This is a genomic window from Limnospira fusiformis SAG 85.79, from assembly GCF_012516315.1.
GTDB classification, from domain to species: domain Bacteria; phylum Cyanobacteriota; class Cyanobacteriia; order Cyanobacteriales; family Microcoleaceae; genus Limnospira; species Limnospira fusiformis.
The window spans coordinates 224685-247505 of record NZ_CP051185.1 but is presented as its reverse complement, the minus strand read 5'-3'; the positions used below and the strand labels follow the sequence as shown (position 1 = coordinate 247505).

Genomic DNA, 22821 nt, shown 5'->3' with positions numbered 1-22821 from the left:
TCAGGCTGAACCTATCTTTATATCATAATGACAATTTTACAAAAGTTTAAGCTAATCTCTGCATAGTTGGTTAATTGATCTGGGTTATGGTCCATCTGAGTGATGAGCCTATGACGTTTTTTCGGGGTTGGGGGTGATGGGTAAGATGCGATCGACTTTCCAGCCAACGATGGTAAATCCTTGGCTAATCTGATCGGTTGATAGGGGATGACGCTGATTTAGCTTTGATTGGGAGGTCAAAAATACTAATAGTACACTGATTGGCACTTGGGTAAATAGGTTACACCCGCAGAAGGCTATGGTGGCGATCGCTAAACCCAAAATCCTCCAATTCGGAAGTATGGAGGCGACATCGGTGGCTAGGGGTGCAATGCGGTACAGTTGCCACAAAATCGGCAGCAGCAAAACGGGGGTAATTATGGCAAAACCCTGATGGCGTTGGGTTTTAAAACCTGTGAGAATCCGCTGTTGTTCTGTGGTTAGTTGTTCCGGCTTAATGGCGATCGCCAAAATGCTATATATATAGAAGGGCCTAAACCACTGCATCCATAGCACTGGCACTATACCCAGGACTGCCACCAGTAAAAACTCTATGGTGACAGGAAATACAGGATAACCCACGGCAAATCCCAATAGGCATAATCCTAGCCAAATGGGAAGAGTTGCCAATCCGGCTAAATGAATCCAGAGAAAGGGATCGAGTCTAAACCGTTGCATGATGGGTTATTCCGTACTCCTTAACGTTGATGGTGGCAGATTTTGATTATGATCTAGGTGGGTTGCCCAATAGTCGGCAAAACCTGCATCTATTTAGGACGATCATACAACAAATAGGGGAAAACTCATATCATATTCAGTGGGATCGGATTGGTGGCGGTAACAGTGGCGCTCTAGGATAGTAGTTTGGGATATAATGGAGCAAGAATTTAATCCAAGATTTGCTTGACATCTTAGGACAATAAGGTACAATAACCCCAAAGATTCGCAACTCAATAACAATAATGAGTATACGGTCAAACCCCAGACCATGCCAAATTTCCTTGACGACATACTCATCAAGTCGGATTCTTCATGGTAAAATCAAACCATGGTGCGAGACGTTTAGGAGTCAAATAAGGCTGCAATGCCTGAAATAACCTCCTAGTGGGACTTTCACCCCTTGGTGAAATATAAGGGACTCGTACCCTGACCATCCCATAACTGTTTATATGTCCCAACGTTTGGTATAGAAATATACAAAACAAGGCAGGGAACTCAAGGTCAAAACGCCCAACTGGAAATATTAATGATTCCTTAACAATTGCGTTGAGAGTAACGGCGATAGCCACCCCCAGTTTTGGGAATCATAACCCCAGGATTGAAGCGGGGAACGGAAGGCGTGAAGTAGAACCTACTACCAAATGCGACCACTGCCAACCATCCATGATTAGGGAAACCGAATGTCCGGCTTGAACCATCGTAATGATTTAGCAGCGAAACAGGTTGATACGCTGCGTTCAAAAGAGCAAGGGGAAAAGTAGGGTAATCATGACATCACCTACACAGACTTTTAAAAGTACCCCGGTGGAGAGGACAAATCTAAAGATGGAATGCCCGTATAAACGGAACGTTTAAACCCCTTTTAGGCTCTCAAGTGGCAGGATGTACCTGCGGAGTAGTGAAAGTGTAAGCGTATACCTTTAAGGGGAAAGGATGTGACTGAAAGCCAATGCCTAACTGTAATGGTTAGGATATGCCCACTAGTCACGGTGTGGATATAGAGACTGCGACAATTAGGAGTGTTTACGACGAAAGCGAGTTTAAACACTACGATGTTGTATTTAGCTCCAAAAGTTGAAATCACAAAAGCAGGGAGTCGTTACCCTGTTCCCGATGTCAAAAGGGGTATCCACATCAGGAGCCGTGTGATGTGAAAGTATCAAGCACGGTTTTGAATTGGAGTTGGGGAAGGCGACTTCCCTTTCGACCATAACCGTGCGAGACGTTTAGGAGTGAAATAGGGATGCAATGCCCGAAATAGCCTCCTAGTGGGACTTCCACCCCTTGGTGGAATATAAGGGACTCGTATCCTGACCATCCCATAACTGTTTATATGTCCCGACGCTTGGAGAAATCTGAGCAAGGCAGGGGACTCAAGGTCATAAACAAACTGAGAAATCAGGGAGTAGAGAGTAAAGGCGATAGCCACCCCCAATTTCAGGATACACGATTCTGGGATTGAAGCGGGGAACGGAAGGCGTGAGGTAGAACCTACTACCAAATGCGACCACTGCCAACCATCCATGACTAGGGAAACCGAATGTCTGGCTTGAACCATCGTAATGATTTAGCAGCGTAATAGGTTGCCACGCTGCGCTCAAAAGAGCAAGGGGAAAAGTAGGGTTTTGCATAAAACACCTACACAGACCTTTTTAAGTACCCCGGTGGAGAGGACAAGTCTAAAGATGGAATGCCCATATAAACGGAACGTTTAAACTCCTCATTGGTTCTCCTTATCAAAAAAGTGAGCAATATTACTCACAAGGAGTAGTGAAAAGTGTAAGCGTATAGTGCGAGACGTTCGGGTATGAAATAGGGCTGAAATGCCCGAAATAACTACCCGGTGAGGATTCCAGCTCCGAATCTGGATATAAGGAGACCTCTCCTGACCATCCTCATAACTGGTTATATGTCCCGACGCTTAGGGAACTAAGCAAGGCAGGGAACTCAAGGTCATAAACGAACTGAGAAATCAGGGAGTAGAGAGTAACGGCGATAGCCACCCCCAGTTTTGGAAATCATAACTCCAGGATTGAAGCGGGGAACGGAAGGCGTGAGGTAGAACCTACTACCAAGACGCGACCACTGCCAACCATCTATGATTAGCAAGACCGAATGTCCGACTTGAACCATCGTAATACACTAGCAGCGAAATAGGTTGACACGCTGCGCTCAAAAGGGCAAGGGGAAAAGTAGGGGGTTCGTGCGACTACCTACACAGACCTTTAAAAGTACCCCGGCGGAGAGGACAAATCTAACGATGGAATGCCCATATAATCGGAACGTTGTAACCCCTCTAATGCTCTGCCTATAAACCAGTGAGTAATGCTATTCACAAGGCAGTAGTGAAAAATGTAAGCGCATGCTTAGAGGGTGAAGGATGTGACCAGAAGCTAAAGCCCAATTGTCATGGTTGGGATATGCCCACAGGTCACGGTGGGGATATAGATACTGCGGTCAGTAAGAGTATAATGGCGAGGACGAGTTTAAAGACTACGTGGTGCATATAGCTCTGAACATCGAAGTAGAAAGCAGGTCTCTTGATTCTGCTCCTTTGACAAATAGGGTATCCACACCAGGAGCCGTGTGATGGGAAACTATCAAGCACGGTTCTGAATGGGAGAGGGTGAAGGTGACTTCACTCTCGATCCCTAACCCATTGAGGGGAAAGGATGTGACTGAAAGCCAATGCCTAATTGTAATGATTAGGATATGCCCACTAGTCACGGTGTAGATATAGAGACTGCGACAAGTAGGAGTAATATGACGAGAGCGAGTTTAAAGACTACGAGTTGTATGCCAAGCTCCCAAAGTTGGAATCATAAAGCGGGGGTTCGTAACCCTGTTCCTAGTGACAAAAAGGGTATCTACATTAGGAGCCGTATGAGGTGAAAGTCTCAAGTACGGTTTTGAAGTGGAGTTGGGGAAGGTGACTTCCCTTTCGACCATAACCTTACAAAGCTTTCCGAACCAAACTAAAACTCAATGACCGTCAAGCCACCTTGATGGCCAAACACGCGGGTTATGCTCGGTTCGTGTTTAATTGGGGATTACACTTATGGAGGTCAGCTTATGAAGAGGGACTCAAGCCTAATATAAACTCCATTAAAAAGGTTTTTACTAATTATGTGAAACCTCAATATCCTTGGATGTCCGAATTGTCTTCTAAAGTTTATCAATATGCCTTCATTAATCTAGGGGATGCCTTTAAGCGCTTCTTCAAGGGAATAAGCAGTTATCCTAAATTTAAGAAGAAAGGCTACCATGATAGCTTTACCCTTGACAATTCCGGAAAGCCATTCAATCTGTCAGGAACTCGCCATAAGCTGCCTTTTGTGGGCTGGGTTTCTACATTTGAGGCTCTACCCGAAAGTTGGGTTAAGAAAGTCACTATAACGCGCCAAGCAGGTGACTGGTATATGAGCTTTTTCGTAGAAATCACACCAGAAATCACACCGAAATATCGAGAGAGAATCGGGGTTGACCTAGGAATTAACAATTTGGCGACTTGCTCCGATGGGACCCAATTCTCTAATCCCAAGGCTTATAAAGCAACGACCAAAAAACTAGCTCGATTACAACGTCATTTAAGTCGCAAAGTCAAAGGCTCGAAAAATTGGGCCAAATGTCTCTTAAAAGTTCAAAAGCTACATCAAAGAGTAGCAAACATTCGGCGGGACACGATTCATAAAATAACTACTTTCTTGGCTAAGAACCACAGCCAAGTCGTCATTGAAGATTTGAATGTGTCAGGTATGCTGAAAAATCATGGTTTGGCTGGTTCTATCGCTGATGCTTCATTTTATGAGTTCCGTCGTCAACTCGGTTACAAGGCAGAACGTTATGGTTCAAAGTTGATTATTGCCGATAGATTTTATCCATCCAGTCAACTGTGTTCTAATTGCGGTTATCGTCAAAAAATGCCCCTAGTCCGTCGGACTTTTGAATGTCAGAACTGTGACTTGAAGATTGATAGAGATTTGAACGCCAGTAGAAATTTAGAAAAATCGCCTGGTTCAGACGATTACACTTGTGGACGGGGTGCTGCCGACAGTCCCGGACGAAGCAAGAAATAAACATCAATATCCGGCTATGTCCGGTTTTGTTTAAGTTTTATAGAGCAGACGAGGCAAAATGTGGATCAAAATCAATGTAATTCTGATCGGGGTTTCCCTGATTTATATGATTACTCCTTTGGCGATCGCTATTCTGGCGATCGGGTTGGCTAATGTCTTGGGGTGTTCCGCAACTGGTATGGATTTTCAATGTCCAGGGAACCCCGGGTTAGGACAGTTACTAACCACTATGGGAATGCTACATTGGTTCGGTGTATTTACTATCCCTTCTGGAGCTATTATCGCTATCATCTTGACTGTGGCTTTGAGTTTACAAATGTTTTTACCCAGGGTTATCCGTTAAATTAATGGAGGTGAAATCACAGCTTTTAATGGATTAGGTCGCGAATCATCGTTAACCTTTATAATTTGTGATGATGGACCACCTTCATATAGAATCTACTCTCCAGGATTTAAGGCTTTATGATATCCGAACAGATATCAATCAGCCGGGAAATGTGCTGGCTAAAATTTTTGAAAATGATGGCAGTCTTCCCGGCGTTCTACTGTATAATTTTGATGAGTTCGTGGGGATAATTTCTCAGCGACAATTCTGGCGTACCCTCAGCCGTCCCTATGGGAGAGAACTATTTTTGACCCGTCCTCTGCGGTCTATGTACCGTTTTTTAAGGATTCAACCTTTAATCTTACCTGCTAATGTTTTAATTGCTGAAGCCGCTGGTGCAGCCTTAAATCGTTCGACAGAAGAACTATATGAGCCGTTAGTGGTACAGATTAATCATGGCTATTTTAGATTGTTAGATACCCAACAGTTACTGATGGCTCAATTATATGTTCACCAAGTATCAATTGAACTGTTAAAAAAGACAGAAGCACAGCTACAAGAAACCAACCTGGAACTGCAAATGTTGGTAAATCTTGATCAGCTTACCCAAATCTCTAACCGTCGGAGATTTGATGATTTTCTACAGGTAGAATGGGAGAGACATTATCGAGTCAGACTTCCCATATCTTTAATTATGTTGGATATCGATTACTTTAAATACTATAATGATTATTATGGACATCAAACCGGGGATGATTGCTTAAAAAATGTCGCCCAAATTATCAATCAAAATGTTGAGCAGTCTAATGCTTTAGTGGCTCGTTATGGGGGGGAAGAGTTCGCGGTAGTATTACCTGAAACTGATTTGGAAATAGCGGAGGCGATCGCTGAAAAAATCCGTCTAGCAGTCCAGGATAAACAACTCCCTCATATTCAGTCAAAAGTCTCTCCCTATGTATCTCTAAGTTTAGGTGTCAGTAGTCAAGTCCCCACTTATTTAACCTCCACTAAAACTCTAATTGCTGCTGCTGATGCTGCTCTTTATCAAGCCAAACAACTAGGGAGAAATCGGGTTTTTAGCTTCACGAGCGAATTAGTTTAATCACAAAGCAACCGTTAGGGAGCCAGATGGGGGATATATAGGTGATAGAGCATGAGAAATTTTACCCATTATTTTTTGTGGGATAATCTGGGTAATTTTGTCAAGGGAATTGCCGAAATCTTTACAAATCTCAACAATAAATATAAGAATCATTGCATCCCATCATCAAATGGTTATTTAAGTGGCAGACTGAATCACTAGAGCCTGAATGTATCGTCTAGGAAAATAGGTGTTTTTACTCGGTACTGTCGATAAATTGGCAGATTGAGACTATCACCAGAACCCGTGATCAGTAATTATAAATAAGGGAGAAAATTGTATGAAATTAGCCTACTGGATGTATGCAGGACCTGCTCATATTGGGACACTCCGCATTGCTAGTTCTTTTCAGAATGTACACGCAATTATGCACGCTCCTTTGGGGGATGATTACTTTAATGTAATGCGGTCTATGTTAGAACGGGAAAGGGACTACACCCCAGTAACAGCTAGTATCGTCGATCGCCACGTCTTGGCGCGCGGTTCCCAGGAAAAAGTCGTTGATAATATTGTTCGTAAAGATCGGGAAGAAAACCCAGATTTAATTGTTTTGACCCCTACCTGTACCTCTAGTATTCTGCAAGAAGACTTGGCGAATTTTGTAGAACGCGCTCAGTTGGACGCTCAAGGGGATGTGATGTTAGCAGATGTTAATCACTATCGGGTTAATGAACTACAGGCGGCCGATCGCACCTTACAACAAATTGTCCAATTCTATACTGAAAAAGCCCGAAAAAAAGGGGATTTACCGGAAGGAAAAACGGCGCAACCTTCGGTTAATATTCTGGGAATGTCTACCCTAGGTTTCCATAATCAACATGATTGTACTGAATTAAAACGGTTAATGGCAGATTTGGGAATTCAGGTAAATGAGGTAATCCCGGAAGGCGCATCAGTTCATAACCTCAAAAATCTGTCTCGCGCTTGGTTTAACTTAGTTCCCTATCGGGAATTGGGAATGATGACGGCTGAATATTTACAGGCTGAATTGGGAACGCCTTATGTTGATATAACTCCTATGGGGGTGGTAGAAACTGCGCGGTGTATCCGCCAAATTCAAGAGTTGATTAATGCTCAAGGTGCTGGTGTCGATTATGAAGAATATATCAATAATCAAACTCTGTATGTTTCCCAGGCGGCTTGGTTCTCTCGTTCGATTGATTGCCAGAATTTAACTGGTAAAAAAGCGGTGGTGTTTGGGGATAATACCCACGCGGCAGCTATGACTAAAATTCTGGCGCGGGAAATGGGTATTCATGTGGTTTTGGCTGGAACTTATTGTAAGTATGATGCGGACTGGTTTAAACAGCAAGTTAGCGAATACTGTGATCAGGTTTTAATTAGTGATGATCATGGTGCGATCGCTGATGCGATCGCTCGTCTTGAACCTGCTGCTATTTTTGGTACTCAAATGGAACGCCACGTTGGGAAGCGTTTAAATATCCCTTGTGGTGTCATTGCTGCGCCTATTCATATCCAAAATTTCCCCATTGGATATAAGCCATTTTTAGGCTATGAGGGAACTAATCAGATTGCTGATTTGGTGTATAATTCCTTTACCTTGGGTATGGAAGATCACCTGTTGGAAATCTTCGGTGGTCATGATACCAAGGAAGTGATTACTAAGGGAATTTCCGCTGATTCTGATTTGAGTTGGTCTAAAGATGCTCAGGCGGAATTAAATAAGGTTCCCGGTTTTGTGCGGGGTAAGGTCAAGCGCAACACGGAGAAATTCGCCCGCGATCGCGGTTTCCAAGAAATTACCTTAGAAGTCATGTATGCGGCTAAAGAGTCCGTTGGTGCTTAGTAATATATCAGCCAATTCCCCCTAGGTTACACTCCTCACCAGAAACCAATCTATTTAGTCTATGATTTTAGTCTACAATGGAGGTTGAGATACTGGTGGGGAATTTTCATGAGTTTTACGTGAGGGGTTGACCGGACGGAAAGCAACTCTCACCAACTCTCCGGGGTGAAAGACTCTTCCCCATTGGTATGAGGAAAATGCTAGACTAGCATTAACACAAATTAACCAAGGTCATGGAGAGTTATGAAAATTATAACACCATTGGTAGGATTGGCGCTAGTGTTATTGGGGATTTATTTTCTCGGTCAGAATATCATAGTCGCTACTAGGTTGTCACTCAATTTGTTCGGAAGTATGTCAACCGCTGGGAGTGTTTTGTTGATGGTTTCTGGTTTGGTGGCTTTGATCTCTTTTCCTAGGGAAACTGGAAATTTGGGTTGGATACTGCTATCGCTGGGAATTATCTTGGTATTTCTACACGCCAGAATTATACTGCGTCCTGGCAGTTTATTGACATTTTTGTTGTCTATAAGTTCAATTTTGGTGGGTTGTAATTTACTGAAAACCAGAACTACTAGATTTTGAGCGGGACAATTGATGACTTTTTCAAAGGGTATCAAATACTCTGCTAAGGGGGAATTATTTATCTGATTTGGCGGTTGATTTCATCAATTTTGGCGAGAAAATAATCCTCTTTGTGTTGGAGTTGTTGGGCGAGTTGTAAGGCTCTTTGAAAGGCTTGTAATGCTTGGGGATATGCTTGTTTTTGCCGATGGATTTCTCCTATATTATCATAGGTGTTCATCATGGAAAAAAAATTGAAGGAACGTTGATTAACCAGTAGTTTAGCTTGATATAATTCTAAGGCGGTTTCAGTTTGATTTTGTTCCATATAAAGTTGCGCTAATCGCGCGAGGGCGATACTAGCATTCTCAAATTGTTGGATATTTATGGCAAACTGATAGGCTTGTTGATAGGCTTGACCAGCTTGTTGGAATTGACCGAGTTGTTCATGGTTGGTGGCGATCGCTATTTTGAGGTCGGGAATCGGCCCTAAATTGGACTGTCCAAGATGATATTCAACCAGTTGATCACGAGTGGCGATCGCTTCTAAAAATTCCCTCATTTGTTCATAAATAAATGCTAAATTTCGGAGAGATTGTAATCGCGAAGGTGGGGGGTTTCCGTTGGCTATGGGTGGTGGTGGTGGCGGTAGTTCTCCCCGTTGGCGCAGGTTTTCGATCTGTTGTTGAGTTCGCAGTAATTCTCGGTAAGCCGCCGCTGCTTGGGGATAGTCTAACCAGTTAAGATAAATCACAGCGATCGCATTTAACCATCCTTCTTTTTGCCAGATATTATCTTCTGCATAAATTTCTAACAGCCTCTGATATGCTTGGATTCCATAATCTTTGGCGCGGACTGTTTGAAAGGCATTTCCTAGGGCTTCTAAAATAGTCTGATCGGGGCTGTTGAGGAGAATTTGATGGAGGCGATCCGTAATAAATTCCAAGTAGAGACGCTGACCATTTTCCCAGGAAATTAACCCGACTCTTTCTAGGGCGGCGATTTCTTCCAAAGGTCCGAAATAGCGACGTAAGCGCAGTTCCCTAGTCCATAATTCAAAAGCAGCGATCGCATTTCCCGCCGCCAGGAGAGCCGTGGCTTCCGCGTTCAGGCGATCGAGTTCAGGGGCGAGGGTTTCTTGTTCACTTTCACTGAGGATATTTCCGTCTCTGGGGGGGTTAGGTAATAAAGGGTCAGGTTCTTGACTCAGCAGGGGGTTAGGCGCAAAGGGATCGAGAACTCCTAGATCTACTTCTTCCGACTGATTTTGGGCGGCGGCGGAAAGGGTGGGAAAATGGAATCCTACCCCTATTAACATTAAGGCGATCGCACTAATTTTAATGCTATTAAAAATTGGTCTTACCATAGAATATTTGTCAAGGGTCCAGTTGATGGGTTGAATATGATCCGCAATTATAGCAATTTTTCCCCATAGTGACAGAGGATAATCGTGGGGTGGTCAACCGGAATCCTCTAACTATTGGTCTTCTGCTGGTTTTTTGCCACTGATTTGGGCTGGCGTTTCGGGAATAAATATGCTATAATTACATCCCATTAATAATCAATCAAAAATTGAGAAAATCTCCCCAGATATCACCCCCGTTATCTACTAATTTAGCTAGAATGGATCAATAGCTATTTTGCGGAGTTTTCGCCATGCAGACTATCTCCAATCATAATCAAAAGTGCTTAACCGCTGGGATGCTACGTCGCGTCCATCATATCGCCTTAAATGTTGCTGATATCCGGGCTTCTCGTCAATTTTATGGCAAAGTCCTGGGACTCCATGAACTAACCGGGGATGAGGTTCCCAGCACCCTCAAATCATTAGTTGCAGCCGGAAAAGTAGCCAACTTTGTCACCGGAGATGGCACAGTGATTGATTTATTTTCGGAACCTAACCTACAACCTCCCCACCCTGACCCGACCCATGAGTTTACTGGGGCCAATCATTTGGCTTTTGATATTGATCCGACTCTCTTTGATACGGCTGTTGAGGCTTTACAGAATCATAATGTCGCGATCGCCAGAGGACCTATCAGCCGCCCCACAGGTCGCGGTATCTACTTGTATGACCCCGATGGATTTATGATAGAGATCCGTTGCGATCGCCTTCCCGGTCAGGCTTAATGAAAATGACCAGACTCCTGACGGGGACTGGTCACGCTAAATAAGGATACCGTTGTTGTTGTGATTTGAGGATACCCGAGCTGGGCGTTCCGCCTTCAGTAGCGGGTATAAATTCTCAAACCTCTCCATTGCATTGTAACAAAAAGCACAACATTTTTTAAAAAAATTAACTTTTTAGCCATCTAGCCCCAAAAGGGCGATCGCCTGTTGAGGTACACCCCATAAAACCTGTTCATTTTTATAGATAACCATTCCCGGTTTCGCCCCCTTGGGTTTATAAACATATTTCGGCTGGGTGTAAATGACGGGGACCTGTTCACTCTGACGCGCGCGGCTATAATAGGCCGTGATATTAGCCGTAAACTGCAAATCATTATCATCAGGAACCTGTCCCGCTGGTAGCCTTAATAAAGCATGGCTTCCAGGAATTTCCTGGGTATGAAACCATAAATCATAGTCCGTGGCTACCCGAAATGTGAGGCGATCGTTTTGTTGATTATTCCGACCTACTAATAACTCAAAACCACCAGGGGTTACATACCGATAAAATTCCGTTTCTGTTCCTAAGTTTTGGGGGCGATAGTCGGGAATTGTTAGATATCCTTCCTCGATTAATTCCCCTCGAATTTCTGTCAGGGTTTGCAAATCTCCCGGTTTTCTATAATTAGCAACTTGATATAGGGCTGCTTCTACTTGTTCCAGATAGTTGATTTCTTCCCGGACAGCTTCAATTAGTGGAGCGATCGCCATGCGGGCGCGTTTCATTTTCTGATGGCGTTTATAGAGACTTTGGGCATTTTGCACCGCATTTTTTTCCGGTTCTAGGGGAATTTTTACAGGTGCAGATGTTTCAAAATCAGCGAGGGTGATTGATTTCATTCCCGGCTGCCACTCATGTAAACTAGCCATTAATAAGTCCGCTTGACTACGATATAAATCCGCTTTTTCTGACTGTTGTAGGCGCTGGTTAAATTCCGCTAACTTTACCCCCAATTTCTTTAGGAGTGTCTGCAATTTTTGGCTGATTTGATGCTGTAATTGTCTGAACTCCTGACCGTTTAATTCCTGGGTGTAATACTCATTGAGAAGTTCCTGCACATTCGCCGGACTTTCCCCTATCTTTCCCCAACCCATGACGCTGTAACCTGTGGCTGTCCAAACCGGTTCAAATTTACCAGTTTCTAACGCTGTTAACCACTGTCGCCACTGCTGGAATAGTTTTTCCCATTCTTCATTGCTTAGACTGTCCGTAGTGCGATCGCTTTCCAAATTCGCCGCCGCCATTAAACCCACTGCTAAAGTCGAACTTAAACCTCGATAGCTTTTCATTAATTGTCGTTTCAGCAAATCGGGAATTAAACTAACTCTTTCTTGCCACTTTTCTAGGGGTTCTTCTAGCTTAGGAATGGGGTCAGTCAGACCGGGCGGTAATTCATAGCGATCGCCTGTTTGGATCGGACGCACACTAGACTGTTGAGAACTCACTTGGTGCGCCGCCGTCACAATTAAGTTATCTTTTCCCGTTAAAATAACATTGCTATATTTCGTCATTATTTCTACATACAAATGCCAGAGCGCCGCTTCTCCCGGACGCTTCGCAAATTGCAGGTCTAAAACCCTTTCCCAGGGCGCAACTTCCGCAATGTCTACTAAAGCCAAACCACTCAGTTGGTGTCGCAATTGGTCGCTAAATGTGAACGTATCAGCAACCCGTGGCGGCGGCGTAGAAATACAAATTCGTGCCGCTTGGGGATGCCAAGAAATGTCTAACCAGCCCCTACCCTTCAGCGTTCGTAGGGCGAGAGAAATAGTAAAGCGATCGCGCTGATACACCTGTTCAAGTCTTGCTGGTAACCAGTTAGACCGCAATTCACAACAAGACCCTATCAGCGTGGTATAATCTACGGGTTGCATCTTAACAGTTATTAGTCTTTAGATATTTTAGCAGTCTCAATAACAGGATTATTAATTTTGGCTTATATATGCCGCCACATTTTCCCATGATTTCATCATAAGTCAAGTTCCGGGATTTGTCAATAGTAAATCATCTCAATTAACTACTAACTTTTACTCTAGCAGATTTCTTAAACCAGCACATTCTCAAGCCCCCTCCCCCGGGAGGAGTTGGGGGTGAGGGCTGTACCCCCGGTCAATGAAACCCCCCCCATTATTCCTGATGTATTTTATCAGGGTTGTGATCAGTTATTTACTTGATTAACGTAAATCCCCAAATTGCTCGCGATATTGATTTAATAATGCTGCCAATTCATCCGCCCGTTGTTTTTCCGCTTCCGCCCGTTGTTCAGCTTCTATTCTAGCCAAAGTAGCCTCTTGCAAAGCCTCGTATACCTCATCAGGAATTAGCAATTTTTGTCCGTTATCTTCTCGGGAAAACTCGATTATTTTCCCGGCAACTTGTAAACGCAAACCCAGAGTTGCACTGCGGTTATCCGTAATTAATTGGTAACTATCTCCCACTAAACGATAACCCCGTAATTGTTCAGTTATCCACTCCCCTTTCGGGTCAAATAACCAGTATTCTTTCACCTCCAAACTTTCATAGAGATTTTTCTTAACCGTTTGGTCCTGTTCTTTTGTACTCGGAGAAGTCATCTCAAAAATGACAACCGGAACCTGTCCCTCTTCCCAAATTTTATAGTTATCTCTTCCCCCCGGTTCCACATCAAAAATCACCATCACATCAGGGGCTACTCGCAACTTAGGGAAACCCGCCGCATAATACATAAATTGGTCAGCCAAAACCGTCGCTTTTCGGTTTTTTAGGTATTCTTTCAGAACTAGCATAGTCGCCATTATGGCGTAAACGTGATCATAAGTTTCTGCCAAGGGTTCTCCGTCCTCACTCGGATAAAAAACATCAGTTTTATGGGTCAGGGTGTCAACTGCTATCATAATTCCTAACTCCGCATTACACTGATATATATTATACACCCCACCCTAGACTAACTTGGCTGATATAGGCTTGACCGAAATAACTAGATGTTATTCAAACCAGATTCTGTGGTGAATTAACAACAGCAACCCACCCCAGAACCTCAATCAGGTTAGTTATCGTCTAACAATGTTTTAATTAACTTTTCCACCCGGTCTCGAACTTCCTCCCTAACCCTGGGAAAAATCTCCGGCTTTTCCGCTGGGTCGTCTAATTGCCAATCCTCAAATAACAGTTATTAGTCTTTAGATATTTTAGCAGTTTCAATACCAGGATTATTAATTTTGGCTTATATATGCAGCCACATTCTCCCATGGTTTCATCATAAGTCAAGTACCGGAATTTGTCAATAGTAAATCATCTCAATTAACTACTAACTTTTACTCTAGCAGATTTCTTAGGCAAGCACATTCTCAAGCCCCCTCCCCCGGGAGGAGTTGGGGGTGATGGCTGTACCCCCCGTCAATGAAAACCCCCCCATTATTCCTGATGTATTTTATCAGGGTTGTGATCAGTTATTTACTTGATTAACGTAAATCCCCAAATTGCTCGCGATATTGATTTAATAATGCTGCCAATTCATCCGCCCGTTGTTTTTCAGCTTCCGCCCGTTGTTTTTCAGCTTCCGCCCGTTGTTTTTCAGCTTCCGCCCGTTGTTTTTCAGCTTCCGCCAGTTGTTCAGCTTCTATTCTAGCCAAAGTAGCCTCTTGCAAAGCCTCGTATGCCTCATCAGGAATTAGCAATTTTTGTCCGTTATCTTCTCGGGAAAACTCGATTATTTTCCCGGCAACTTGTAAACGCAAACCCAGAGTTGCACTGCGGTTATCCGTAATTAATTGGTAACTATCTCCCACTAAACGATAACCCCGTAATTGTTCAGTTATCCACTCCCCTTTCGGGTCAAATAACCAGTATTCTTTCACCTCCAAACTTTCATAGAGATTTTTCTTAACCGTTTGGTCCTGTTCTTTTGTACTCGGAGAAGTCATCTCAAAAATGACAACCGGAACCTGTCCCTCTTCCCAAATTTTATAGTTATCTCTTCCCCCCGGTTCCACATCAAAAATCACCATCACATCAGGGGCTACTCGCAACTTAGGGAAACCCGCCGCATAATACATAAATTGGTCAGCCAAAACCGTCGCTTTTCGGTTTTTTAGGTATTCTTTCAGAACTAGCATAGTCGCCATTATGGCGTAAACGTGATCATAAGTTTCTGCCAAGGGTTCTCCGTCCTCACTCGGATAAAAAACATCAGTTTTATGGGTCAGGGTGTCAACTGCTATCATAATTCCTAACTCCGCATTACACTGATATATATTATACACCCCACCCTAGACTAACTTGGCTGATATAGGCTTGACCGAAATAACTAGATGTTATTCAAACCAGATTCTGTGGTGAATTAACAACAGCAACCCACCCCAGAACCTCAATCAGGTTAGTTATCGTCTAACAATGTTTTAATTAACTTTTCCACCCGGTCTCGAACTTCCTCCCTAACCCTGGGAAAAATCTCCGGCTTTTCCGCTGGGTCGTCTAATTGCCAATCCTCAAATAACAGTTATTAGTCTTTAGATATTTTAGCAGTTTCAATACCAGGATTATTAATTTTGGCTTATATATGCAGCCACATTATCCCATGGTTTCATCATAAGTCAAGTACCGGAATTTGTCAATAGTAAATCATCTCAATTAACTACTAACTTTTACTCTAGCAGATTTCTTAGGCAAGCACATTCTCAAGCCCCCTCCCCCGGGAGGAGTTGGGGGTGATGGCTGTACCCCCCGTCAATGAAAACCCCCCCATTATTCCTGATGTATTTTATCAGGGTTGTGATCAGTTATTTACTTGATTAACGTAAATCCCCAAATTGCTCGCGATATTGATTTAATAATGCTGCCAATTCATCCGCCCGTTGTTTTTCAGCTTCCGCCCGTTGTTTTTCAGCTTCCGCCAGTTGTTCAGCTTCTATTCTAGCCAAAGTAGCCTCTTGCAAAGCCTCGTATGCCTCATCAGGAATTAGCAATTTTTGTCCGTTATCTTCTCGGGAAAACTCGATTATTTTCCCGGCAACTTGTAAACGCAAACCCAGAGTTGCACTGCGGTTATCCGTAATTAATTGGTAACTATCTCCCACTAAACGATAACCCCGTAATTGTTCAGTTATCCACTCCCCTTTCGGGTCAAATAACCAGTATTCTTTCACCTCCAAACTTTCATAGAGATTTTTCTTAACCGTTTGGTCCTGTTCTTTTGTACTCGGAGAAGTCATCTCAAAAATGACAACCGGAACCTGTCCCTCTTCCCAAATTTTATAGTTATCTCTTCCCCCCGGTTCCACATCAAAAATCACCATCACATCAGGGGCTACTCGCAACTTAGGGAAACCCGCCGCATAATACATAAATTGGTCAGCCAAAACCGTCGCTTTTCGGTTTTTTAGGTATTCTTTCAGAACTAGCATAGTCGCCATTATGGCGTAAACGTGATCATAAGTTTCTGCCAAGGGTTCTCCGTCCTCACTCGGATAAAAAACATCAGTTTTATGGGTCAGGGTGTCAACTGCTATCATAATTCCTAACTCCGCATTACACTGATATATATTATACACCCCACCCTAGACTAACTTGGCTGATATAGGCTTGACCGAAATAACTAGATGTTATTCAAACCAGATTCTGTGGTGAATTAACAACAGCAACCCACCCCAGAACCTCAATCAGGTTAGTTATCGTCTAACAATGTTTTAATTAACTTTTCCACCCGGTCTCGAACTTCCTCCCTAACCCTGGGAAAAATCTCCGGCTTTTCCGCTGGGTCGTCTAATTGCCAATCCTCAAATATCTCTCGTGTTAGCCATTCTTCTGGCAAATTCACACCGCAACCACAGAGGGAAATTACCGCGTCATAATCTTCGGGTTTAAATTCACTTAAAGCATTAGAGGTTTGCTTGCTAATATCAATACCCACATCGTCCATTGCTTTGATAGCATAAGGGTTAACTTCGCTGCTTTCCAATCCCGAACTGGTCACAGCTATTTTATCTTTTCCGATTACCTTAGCAAACCCCTCAGCCATTTGGGAACGGGAGGAATTTTTTTTGCAAACAAACATGACTTTTTTCATGGTTTCTCCAGATTTTTAAGGTATAACTAAAGTGCTTTTTGTGCAGTTTCAATAACTGCTTTTTTGGCGATTTCCTGGCGTTCACTGTGGCGGTCAGTCAAGTAATCGACCTGATCCCGCAACAGTAGGGTAAATTTATAGAGTTCCTCCATGACATCAATAACCCGATCGCGATAAGGTGAATCTTTCATAGTTCCATCCTCATTAAACTCCTGATAAGCCTTAGCAACTGAGGATTGATTGGGAATGGTAAACATTCGCATCCAACGCCCCAAAATTCGCATGGTATTCACCGCATTAAAAGACTGGGAACCTCCGCTAACTTGCATCACCGCTAGAGTTTTACCCTGAGTAGGTCTAACCGCACCAATACTCAAAGGTATCCAGTCAATTTGGTTTTTCAGAATACCAGTAATATTACCGTGCATTTCTGGGGATGACCAAACTTGACCTTCTGACCATTGACTAAGTTCGCGCAATTTTTGAACTTCTGGGTGAGACTCATCAAAGCGATCGCGCAAGGGTAAATCATGGGGATGAAAAAAACGCACTTCCGCACCCATATCAGTAATAATTCTAGCGGCTTCTTCTGCTAGTAACCGACTGTAAGATCGCTTTCTTAATGAACCATACAAAAACAGGATTCTGGGAGGATGGTCAAAATTAGTCATGATTGAATTAGCAGTTTAAACAACGGGGGTCTAGCAGTGTAGCTTTTTCCGGTTCTCGCGGAAACCAAAAAGCCGTTTTTTGGCAAAACTTCACCAACATTAACATCACCGGAACCTCAATTAATACCCCCACCACAGTTGCTAAAGCCGCTCCAGAATTTAAACCAAACAGTGTCACCGCCGTAGCGATCGCTACTTCAAAATGATTACTCGCGCCAATTAAAGAAGCTGGCGCAGCATCCTCATAGGATAGCTTCATTTTCAAAGCCGCCACATAGGTAATCAAAAAGATAAAATTGGTTTGCAGAAATAGTGGCACAGCAATTAACAGAATATGCAGGGGATTTTCCACAATTAAATCACCCTTAAAAGCAAACAGCAAAATCAGGGTAATTAATAAAGCCGCCGTAGCCACAGGACTTAAATATTTCAGGAACTCTCTTTCAAACCAAGCCTTTCCTTTATACTGAAAAATCAAATAGCGAGTATACATCCCCGCCGCCAGTGGCAAACCCACATAAATCAGGACTGATAATAAAATAGTTTGCCAAGGTACAGTTAAGTTATTTGCCGACAGCAACCACCGTCCCAATGGTGCGTATAAAAACAGCATCATCAGCGAATTAACCGCCACCATAACCAGGGTAAGTCCTTGGTTGCTGTAGGAGAGATAACCCCACATTAAAACCATGGCTGTACAGGGGGCAATTCCCAATAAAATAGTCCCGGCAATATAGGAATCAGCTATGGGAATTTCTGCCCCTCTTAATATCTCAGTTCCGGCGATAATTGGTCGAAATAACCACCCCAGAAAAAATAGAGAAAAAGCCACCATGGTAAACGGTTTAATTAGCCAATTTATCACCAGAGTTAATAGCACTGGCTTAGGTGCTTTAGCCGCATTCACCGCCTGGGTAAAGTCAATTTTTACCATGATGGGATACATCATGAAAAACAGACAAATGGCGATAGGAATTGACACCTGATAGATACTCATTGAATCCAGGGTTACTGCCACATCTGGAAACAATCGACCCAGGACAATACCTGCTATAATACAGAGAATCACCCATACAGTGAGGTACTTTTCAAAAACGTTTAATTTACCCCCTGCTTGTACGGCTGATTTATTGACTTTTGGCGAATCATTACTCATGTTAAATCCTGACTATTAGGACTTGCTTTAATCCCCATATCTAAGTTGAGGGACTAAATACATACCCCACGGGGACCCGGAAACCTAATTAATCAGGCCCCTAGTCCCGGTCAAGTTGGGTATAGTATCTATTATTTCAAAAAAAATTGATATGTCAAGTAGGCAGAATATATATAATCTGGCAGAATTGACTGAGAGCATATTGGCTAAAACCATCTATGGCAAGTCAATACAGACAATTGTGGTATAGCAATTTTGAGCAATAAGCGGTTTAATTGCGATTATGGTAATCTATAAAAATCAAAAAATATTGATATTGTCCTCTTCCCAGAGATGGCTAGTGGAGACTTGGGTTTTACCATTAGCCCCAGAGTCAGATTAGGAATAGAGGCGAAGCGTTTACTTTAGCCTTGGAATTGTAGCAGTTCAGATTGGTATCCAGGGACTTGATGCGATCGCTTTTTTGTCCTAGCTGGGAATTTGTACTTATATTGTCCATTTTCCCAGTAGGTTGTCCCCAATTGGGCCAGTCTGATTAATTACTCCTTGGCTTTTCCTCTGGGATGGTTAATCCGGCCAGTGCGATCGCTTAATCCTGTTGGGTACTGCCTATATTGATTTAGGATTGTGTAAATCAGCTTCATTAGTTCGTTGTCTCTGGAGTTAACCTCTGATATCAGTTTCTGGTTTTTCTTCATTAACTGCCAGACTAAAAAAAACTGTAATGCCATCAGTTCCTAGTTTGACTATATCTGGTAATACGTTAGAATCCATCGTTGTTGATTTCGTTGTCTTTTAGGTATTGCACAGTGAAGAATGATTAAGAGAACGGAGGAAGTTGTCCATGCTTCAAATAATAGATAAGTAAGCGAATTGATTTGTACAACATCTCAGTGGACTTGGAATCACACAAAGTTTTGCGATGTAGCCTGGCTAAATAGTGCCTCAGACGGCAGTTTTCTCCTTCTACTCTTGTCATAGCCGTTTTGCTGACTAGATGATTGCAATCCTCAATTAAGCAAGGATAAACTTTGTATCCGTCCGTAATATATAGAAAACCAGCCCAGCCCTGAATCATTTGCCATAATGTGGTAAAAGCCAGCAATGAGCGGTCGCCTATGACAAACTTCAGAATTCCAGGCAGTTTGGTATTCACAACTGTCCAGACCCAGATGGTTTTTTTTTGAACCCACAAAAGTCTGAAGCTCATCAATTTGAGCTATTTCAGGAATTTCATAGTTTTCCTCATCAATGTGGGTTTCTGCAACTCTAACCCAGTTAAGTATTGTGTTGTGAGAAATACCAGTGACTCTCTCAATGGCTCGAAATCCCATGCCATTGAGGGAAATTTTCACACAAAGCTCTTTGACATCAGAACTGTAACCTCCAGGACAGGGATTTTATCGAAATTGGCGACCACATTCACGGCACAGGTAACTCTGTTTTCCCTGACGATGACCATTTTTGACTACTTTATGGCTTTGGCAATAAGGACAATCCATCTTGATTTATTTGAGAATATCATTTTCTATTATGCAACACCGCAAAAACGATATGAGATCCCGTCAAGCCCAGGAAGATGATACCAGGGAACACAACGGGGAATTATCCCCTATGCCCGCCGGGTTGCCAGTCCCGCCCAAAAAGCAAAGGGCGCGAGGCAAATTACAAAGCTATAAGTTGGTTGCGAGTTGTCTAATTGGGTTAATTTTGGGGAGTTTAACCTGGTGGCGGTTAAATTCAAGACCTGGGAAGATTAGCGGTTAGGAGAATCGTCAATCAGAGTACAGCTTGTTCACCAGTCGCTTAATACATTGCCCTCACCCTAAATCTGGATCCCAGAGAGGGAGAGGGACTTTGAGAGGACAAAAATATCTCTTAATGTGACTGATAGTCCGTAGACTTATCGTCCACCATGGGTAATTATGACTCTATGGAAAAATCAAAAGCAAAAACCTTAAAAGCTTTGGGATTTCTGATTAGACAGCATAGAATGGCTGTGGGTATTTCTCAAGAAGAACTAGGGCTACGCTGTGACCTAGACCGCACGTATATATCTGGTCTAGAGCGTGGTGTCAGAAATCCTTCTCTTACGGCGATTGTGGCTCTTGCTGAGGGCTTAGGAATAACCGTATCTCAACTTCTGGACAACTTAGAAATAGAAATAACTAGGACTGAATGAATCGCAATTTAGTGGCTAATTTTAAATCCCAATTAAAACCAGGTTCTTCTCAGTTAAAGGTGTTCAGTTTGCTGTCAGATCAGAAGTGGCACTGTCGCACTTGTGAAGGTAAGCAAGTAGCATCGGAGCAATACGCTGGAGGTGGTGGAATTCAAGGACTAGAGCGCGGAACTAAAAGTCGTCCGGGGCTACATCTTGAGACCAAACGGGATTTCTGTAACATCTGTAATAAAAAAACCAGATGGGATAGATGGACTGGGCAAATAAAACCGTCAAATGCTCCGGCTATTATTCCCCCCAAATTAGCAGACAGAATTTTGAAACTTTATGATTATAAAGACGTTATTGAAAATCGAAAAAGACCAACCCATGAGTTAGTGATTGATCACCGTTTTCCTATGCAGCGTTGGGGTAAAGCCGAACCTAGTCATGACATAAACATGAACGAAAACGAAATCAAAAGAAAATTTCAACTTCTCAAAAAAGATAGTGCTGGCAACCACAATTTACTGAAATCGAGAAGTTGTGAAAGATGTATGAAAACTGGTAAAAGAGGGCAGCCCATGGGTATCCGCTTCTGGTATTCTGGGGGTGAGAACTGGCCTGATAATATTCCTCCATTGGGAGCGGAAGCAGAAGGTGGTTGTATAGGTTGCGGTTGGTATGATTTTGAGTCATGGCGTAATGCTCTTAATGCAACATTAGCTGAACATAAGTAAGCTGTTTTTCGGAGACAACTATATTTTCAGCCTCATTTTCAGCCTCTGTGACAATCCTATTTAAGTAAGGAATGAGTCCATAGCCAATACACTCTGCTAGACGTGGAGGAACAGCATTTCCAATTTGCCACATGGCTTTTTTCATGGTTCCTTCAAAGATAAAAGAATCAGGAAAGGTCTGTAATCTAGCCATTTCTCGCGCTGAAATCACCCGATTTAGATGGGGATGAATATGAGTCCCCCCGTGATTCTCTTTGATGGTCATACTAGGTTTTCCGGGATACTGTCGCTTAAAAGCATCAACATAGGTTTGATACAAAGAACCTCCTGGAGGTACTTTTGATATCCGCTCCATATATTCGGGAGAATGACGAGTCCATTCATGATTAATACTGGGAATGGGTTGGTAAGCTGGTAGATCGGAAATTGCTGATTCAATTGTCTGATACTCCTCTGGAACTAATTGAGGATTTGGATAAGGATTTTCCATTCCGAAACGATTAGCTATAAAAATAGCTCTCGGTCTGATTTGGGGAACACCATAGGTGGCAGATTCAAGAATTGCCACGGAAATATTTGTGTAACCAATGGCTTGAAAAGCAGAAAAAATAGCTTGTTTAATTTTGCCTTTTTTGAGGGTTAAAATTCCCGGCACATTTTCCATAACGACATACCAAGGACGCACTTCAGCAACAATGCGAATAAATTGTTGGAATAAATGATTGCGAGGGTCATTGGGATCGCGCTTCCCAGCGACAGAAAAACCTTGACACGGTGGCCCGCCTACGACCAGATGAACTGAAGGAGAACCAATTTTAGATAGCCACTGGTGAGGATTAAAATCATTAACATCCCCACAAAAATGATGACAATTGGGAAAGTTTCTCTGATGAGTGGCGGAGGCAATTGGGTTAATTTCTACACTAGCTACTGGATTAAAACCAGCTTGCCAAAAACCCTGCGTGATTCCCCCTGCACCAGAAAATAGATCGATAAAGTTATAGGTTTGCAGTGGTTGGGATACGGGATTAATATCAACTTGAACTTGATAAGGATCGCGTTTGGTTGTGGCTAATTCACGCTGAATTCTTTGATAACGCCCTAATTTAGCTTTTTTCTGTTTCCTGGTGCTGTTATCTTTTGGATCATCTGGAAACAAGGATAATTGTAGGTCCATGACTTGAAAAATAAAGGCTCTATAATCATGA

22 protein-coding genes and 2 pseudogenes are annotated in these 22821 nt (G+C 42.9%); 9 read left to right on the top strand and 15 right to left on the bottom strand.

All coding sequences use genetic code 11. The annotated features are described in order from the left end of the window. Positions 1-108 precede the first annotated feature (108 nt). The 4 genes from HFV01_RS01345 to HFV01_RS01330 all read right to left on the bottom strand — a co-directional run bounded on the left by HFV01_RS01345 (position 109) and on the right by HFV01_RS01330 (position 2892). Positions 109-717, bottom strand: a complete 609-nt coding sequence (locus tag HFV01_RS01345; protein WP_006623295.1) for a low-complexity tail membrane protein — start codon at positions 715-717, stop codon at positions 109-111. Positions 718-1293: 576 nt separating this feature from the next. Then, positions 1294-1500: a hypothetical protein gene (locus HFV01_RS01340; RefSeq protein ID WP_158536364.1), complete on the bottom strand. Its 207-nt coding sequence runs from the start codon at positions 1498-1500 to the stop codon at positions 1294-1296. A 638-nt stretch (positions 1501-2138) separates the two neighbouring features. Continuing rightward, complete coding sequence (locus HFV01_RS01335) at positions 2139-2360, bottom strand: hypothetical protein (RefSeq protein ID WP_193520191.1); 222 nt, start codon at positions 2358-2360, stop codon at positions 2139-2141. Positions 2361-2712: 352 nt separating this feature from the next. Next, entirely contained in the window at positions 2713-2892 is a 180-nt protein-coding gene (locus HFV01_RS01330) for a hypothetical protein (RefSeq protein ID WP_006625930.1), read from the bottom strand. Between the two features lie 872 nt (positions 2893-3764). Here HFV01_RS01330 and HFV01_RS01325 point away from each other — a divergent pair. From HFV01_RS01325 to HFV01_RS01305, 5 genes are all read left to right on the top strand, one after another. Then, positions 3765-4835, top strand: coding sequence for an RNA-guided endonuclease InsQ/TnpB family protein (locus HFV01_RS01325; protein WP_315644977.1), 1071 nt, complete (start codon positions 3765-3767; stop codon positions 4833-4835). 58 nt (positions 4836-4893) lie between these two features. Beyond that, complete coding sequence (locus tag HFV01_RS01320; protein ID WP_046318556.1) at positions 4894-5178, top strand: hypothetical protein; 285 nt, start codon at positions 4894-4896, stop codon at positions 5176-5178. Between the two features lie 70 nt (positions 5179-5248). Next, positions 5249-6262 carry a GGDEF domain-containing protein gene (locus tag HFV01_RS01315; RefSeq protein ID WP_006670228.1) on the top strand — a complete coding sequence of 338 codons (1014 nt, stop codon included), beginning with the start codon at positions 5249-5251 and terminating at the stop codon, positions 6260-6262. A 319-nt stretch (positions 6263-6581) separates the two neighbouring features. Continuing rightward, the gene (gene bchB, locus HFV01_RS01310; protein WP_006670229.1) at positions 6582-8108 is read left to right on the top strand and encodes a ferredoxin:protochlorophyllide reductase (ATP-dependent) subunit B; all 1527 of its coding nucleotides are present in this window, start codon (positions 6582-6584) and stop codon (positions 8106-8108) included. A gap of 243 nt (positions 8109-8351) precedes the next feature. Further along, entirely contained in the window at positions 8352-8693 is a 342-nt protein-coding gene (locus tag HFV01_RS01305; protein WP_193520755.1) for a hypothetical protein, read from the top strand. A gap of 58 nt (positions 8694-8751) precedes the next feature. On the opposite strand, the gene HFV01_RS01300 is transcribed toward HFV01_RS01305, so the two are convergent. Then, a complete protein-coding gene (locus HFV01_RS01300; protein WP_006623286.1) occupies positions 8752-10038 on the bottom strand; it encodes a tetratricopeptide repeat protein in 1287 nt (428 codons plus the stop codon). A 290-nt stretch (positions 10039-10328) separates the two neighbouring features. Between HFV01_RS01300 and HFV01_RS01295 the strand changes: the two genes are divergently transcribed. Continuing rightward, entirely contained in the window at positions 10329-10802 is a 474-nt protein-coding gene (locus tag HFV01_RS01295) for a VOC family protein (protein ID WP_006623285.1), read from the top strand. Positions 10803-10976: 174 nt separating this feature from the next. On the opposite strand, the gene HFV01_RS01290 is transcribed toward HFV01_RS01295, so the two are convergent. The 9 genes and pseudogenes from HFV01_RS01290 to HFV01_RS01250 all read right to left on the bottom strand — a co-directional run bounded on the left by HFV01_RS01290 (position 10977) and on the right by HFV01_RS01250 (position 20214). After that, positions 10977-12716, bottom strand: coding sequence for an Rqc2 family fibronectin-binding protein (locus tag HFV01_RS01290; RefSeq protein ID WP_006623284.1), 1740 nt, complete (start codon positions 12714-12716; stop codon positions 10977-10979). A gap of 300 nt (positions 12717-13016) precedes the next feature. Beyond that, on the bottom strand, positions 13017-13715 hold the full coding sequence (locus HFV01_RS01285) for a Uma2 family endonuclease (protein WP_048895258.1): 699 nt from the start codon (positions 13713-13715) through the stop codon (positions 13017-13019). Positions 13716-14282: 567 nt separating this feature from the next. Beyond that, the gene (locus tag HFV01_RS01280; protein WP_006623282.1) at positions 14283-15044 is read right to left on the bottom strand and encodes a Uma2 family endonuclease; all 762 of its coding nucleotides are present in this window, start codon (positions 15042-15044) and stop codon (positions 14283-14285) included. Between the two features lie 567 nt (positions 15045-15611). Then, a complete protein-coding gene (locus HFV01_RS01275) occupies positions 15612-16331 on the bottom strand; it encodes a Uma2 family endonuclease (RefSeq protein WP_111890923.1) in 720 nt (239 codons plus the stop codon). A gap of 152 nt (positions 16332-16483) precedes the next feature. Further along, positions 16484-16885: an arsenate reductase, glutathione/glutaredoxin type gene (gene arsC, locus HFV01_RS01270; protein WP_006623281.1), complete on the bottom strand. Its 402-nt coding sequence runs from the start codon at positions 16883-16885 to the stop codon at positions 16484-16486. A 26-nt stretch (positions 16886-16911) separates the two neighbouring features. After that, positions 16912-17556 (bottom strand): arsenical resistance protein ArsH, encoded by a 645-nt coding sequence (gene arsH / locus HFV01_RS01265; protein WP_008054310.1) that lies wholly within the window; start codon positions 17554-17556, stop codon positions 16912-16914. A 7-nt stretch (positions 17557-17563) separates the two neighbouring features. Further along, complete coding sequence (arsB, locus tag HFV01_RS01260) at positions 17564-18712, bottom strand: ACR3 family arsenite efflux transporter (RefSeq protein ID WP_008054309.1); 1149 nt, start codon at positions 18710-18712, stop codon at positions 17564-17566. 539 nt (positions 18713-19251) lie between these two features. After that, a pseudogene (locus HFV01_RS01255) lies at positions 19252-19486 on the bottom strand (hypothetical protein). A 46-nt stretch (positions 19487-19532) separates the two neighbouring features. Beyond that, a pseudogene (locus HFV01_RS01250) lies at positions 19533-20214 on the bottom strand (IS1-like element ISArma2 family transposase). 52 nt (positions 20215-20266) lie between these two features. Between HFV01_RS01250 and HFV01_RS01245 the strand changes: the two are divergent. The 3 genes from HFV01_RS01245 (at position 20267) to HFV01_RS01235 (ending at position 21613) form a co-directional block, all read left to right on the top strand. Then, positions 20267-20479, top strand: a complete 213-nt coding sequence (locus HFV01_RS01245) for a hypothetical protein (protein WP_228116403.1) — start codon at positions 20267-20269, stop codon at positions 20477-20479. 148 nt (positions 20480-20627) lie between these two features. After that, entirely contained in the window at positions 20628-20894 is a 267-nt protein-coding gene (locus HFV01_RS01240) for a helix-turn-helix domain-containing protein (RefSeq protein ID WP_006623273.1), read from the top strand. Then, positions 20891-21613 (top strand): hypothetical protein, encoded by a 723-nt coding sequence (locus tag HFV01_RS01235; RefSeq protein ID WP_006623272.1) that lies wholly within the window; start codon positions 20891-20893, stop codon positions 21611-21613. The genes HFV01_RS01240 and HFV01_RS01235 overlap by 4 nt, the downstream gene beginning before the upstream one ends. On the opposite strand, the gene HFV01_RS01230 is transcribed toward HFV01_RS01235, so the two are convergent. Next, positions 21585-22790, bottom strand: a complete 1206-nt coding sequence (locus HFV01_RS01230) for a DNA cytosine methyltransferase (protein ID WP_193520754.1) — start codon at positions 22788-22790, stop codon at positions 21585-21587. The genes HFV01_RS01235 and HFV01_RS01230 overlap by 29 nt on opposite strands. Positions 22791-22821 lie beyond the last annotated feature (31 nt).

Coding starts and splice junctions, on each gene's coding strand:
- HFV01_RS01345 (WP_006623295.1), bottom strand. CDS start 717: ATGCAACGGTTTAGACTCGATCCCTTTCTCTGGATTCATTTAGCCGGA.
- HFV01_RS01330 (WP_006625930.1), bottom strand. CDS start 2,892: ATGGTTCAAGTCGGACATTCGGTCTTGCTAATCATAGATGGTTGGCAG.
- HFV01_RS01325 (WP_315644977.1), top strand. CDS start 3,765: ATGGCCAAACACGCGGGTTATGCTCGGTTCGTGTTTAATTGGGGATTA.
- HFV01_RS01320 (WP_046318556.1), top strand. CDS start 4,894: ATGTGGATCAAAATCAATGTAATTCTGATCGGGGTTTCCCTGATTTAT.
- HFV01_RS01315 (WP_006670228.1), top strand. CDS start 5,249: ATGATGGACCACCTTCATATAGAATCTACTCTCCAGGATTTAAGGCTT.
- bchB (WP_006670229.1), top strand. CDS start 6,582: ATGAAATTAGCCTACTGGATGTATGCAGGACCTGCTCATATTGGGACA.
- HFV01_RS01305 (WP_193520755.1), top strand. CDS start 8,352: ATGAAAATTATAACACCATTGGTAGGATTGGCGCTAGTGTTATTGGGG.
- HFV01_RS01300 (WP_006623286.1), bottom strand. CDS start 10,038: ATGGTAAGACCAATTTTTAATAGCATTAAAATTAGTGCGATCGCCTTA.
- HFV01_RS01295 (WP_006623285.1), top strand. CDS start 10,329: ATGCAGACTATCTCCAATCATAATCAAAAGTGCTTAACCGCTGGGATG.
- HFV01_RS01290 (WP_006623284.1), bottom strand. CDS start 12,716: ATGCAACCCGTAGATTATACCACGCTGATAGGGTCTTGTTGTGAATTG.
- HFV01_RS01285 (WP_048895258.1), bottom strand. CDS start 13,715: ATGATAGCAGTTGACACCCTGACCCATAAAACTGATGTTTTTTATCCG.
- HFV01_RS01280 (WP_006623282.1), bottom strand. CDS start 15,044: ATGATAGCAGTTGACACCCTGACCCATAAAACTGATGTTTTTTATCCG.
- HFV01_RS01275 (WP_111890923.1), bottom strand. CDS start 16,331: ATGATAGCAGTTGACACCCTGACCCATAAAACTGATGTTTTTTATCCG.
- arsC (WP_006623281.1), bottom strand. CDS start 16,885: ATGAAAAAAGTCATGTTTGTTTGCAAAAAAAATTCCTCCCGTTCCCAA.
- arsH (WP_008054310.1), bottom strand. CDS start 17,556: ATGACTAATTTTGACCATCCTCCCAGAATCCTGTTTTTGTATGGTTCA.
- arsB (WP_008054309.1), bottom strand. CDS start 18,712: ATGAGTAATGATTCGCCAAAAGTCAATAAATCAGCCGTACAAGCAGGG.
- HFV01_RS01245 (WP_228116403.1), top strand. CDS start 20,267: ATGAGATCCCGTCAAGCCCAGGAAGATGATACCAGGGAACACAACGGG.
- HFV01_RS01240 (WP_006623273.1), top strand. CDS start 20,628: ATGGGTAATTATGACTCTATGGAAAAATCAAAAGCAAAAACCTTAAAA.
- HFV01_RS01235 (WP_006623272.1), top strand. CDS start 20,891: ATGAATCGCAATTTAGTGGCTAATTTTAAATCCCAATTAAAACCAGGT.
- HFV01_RS01230 (WP_193520754.1), bottom strand. CDS start 22,790: ATGGACCTACAATTATCCTTGTTTCCAGATGATCCAAAAGATAACAGC.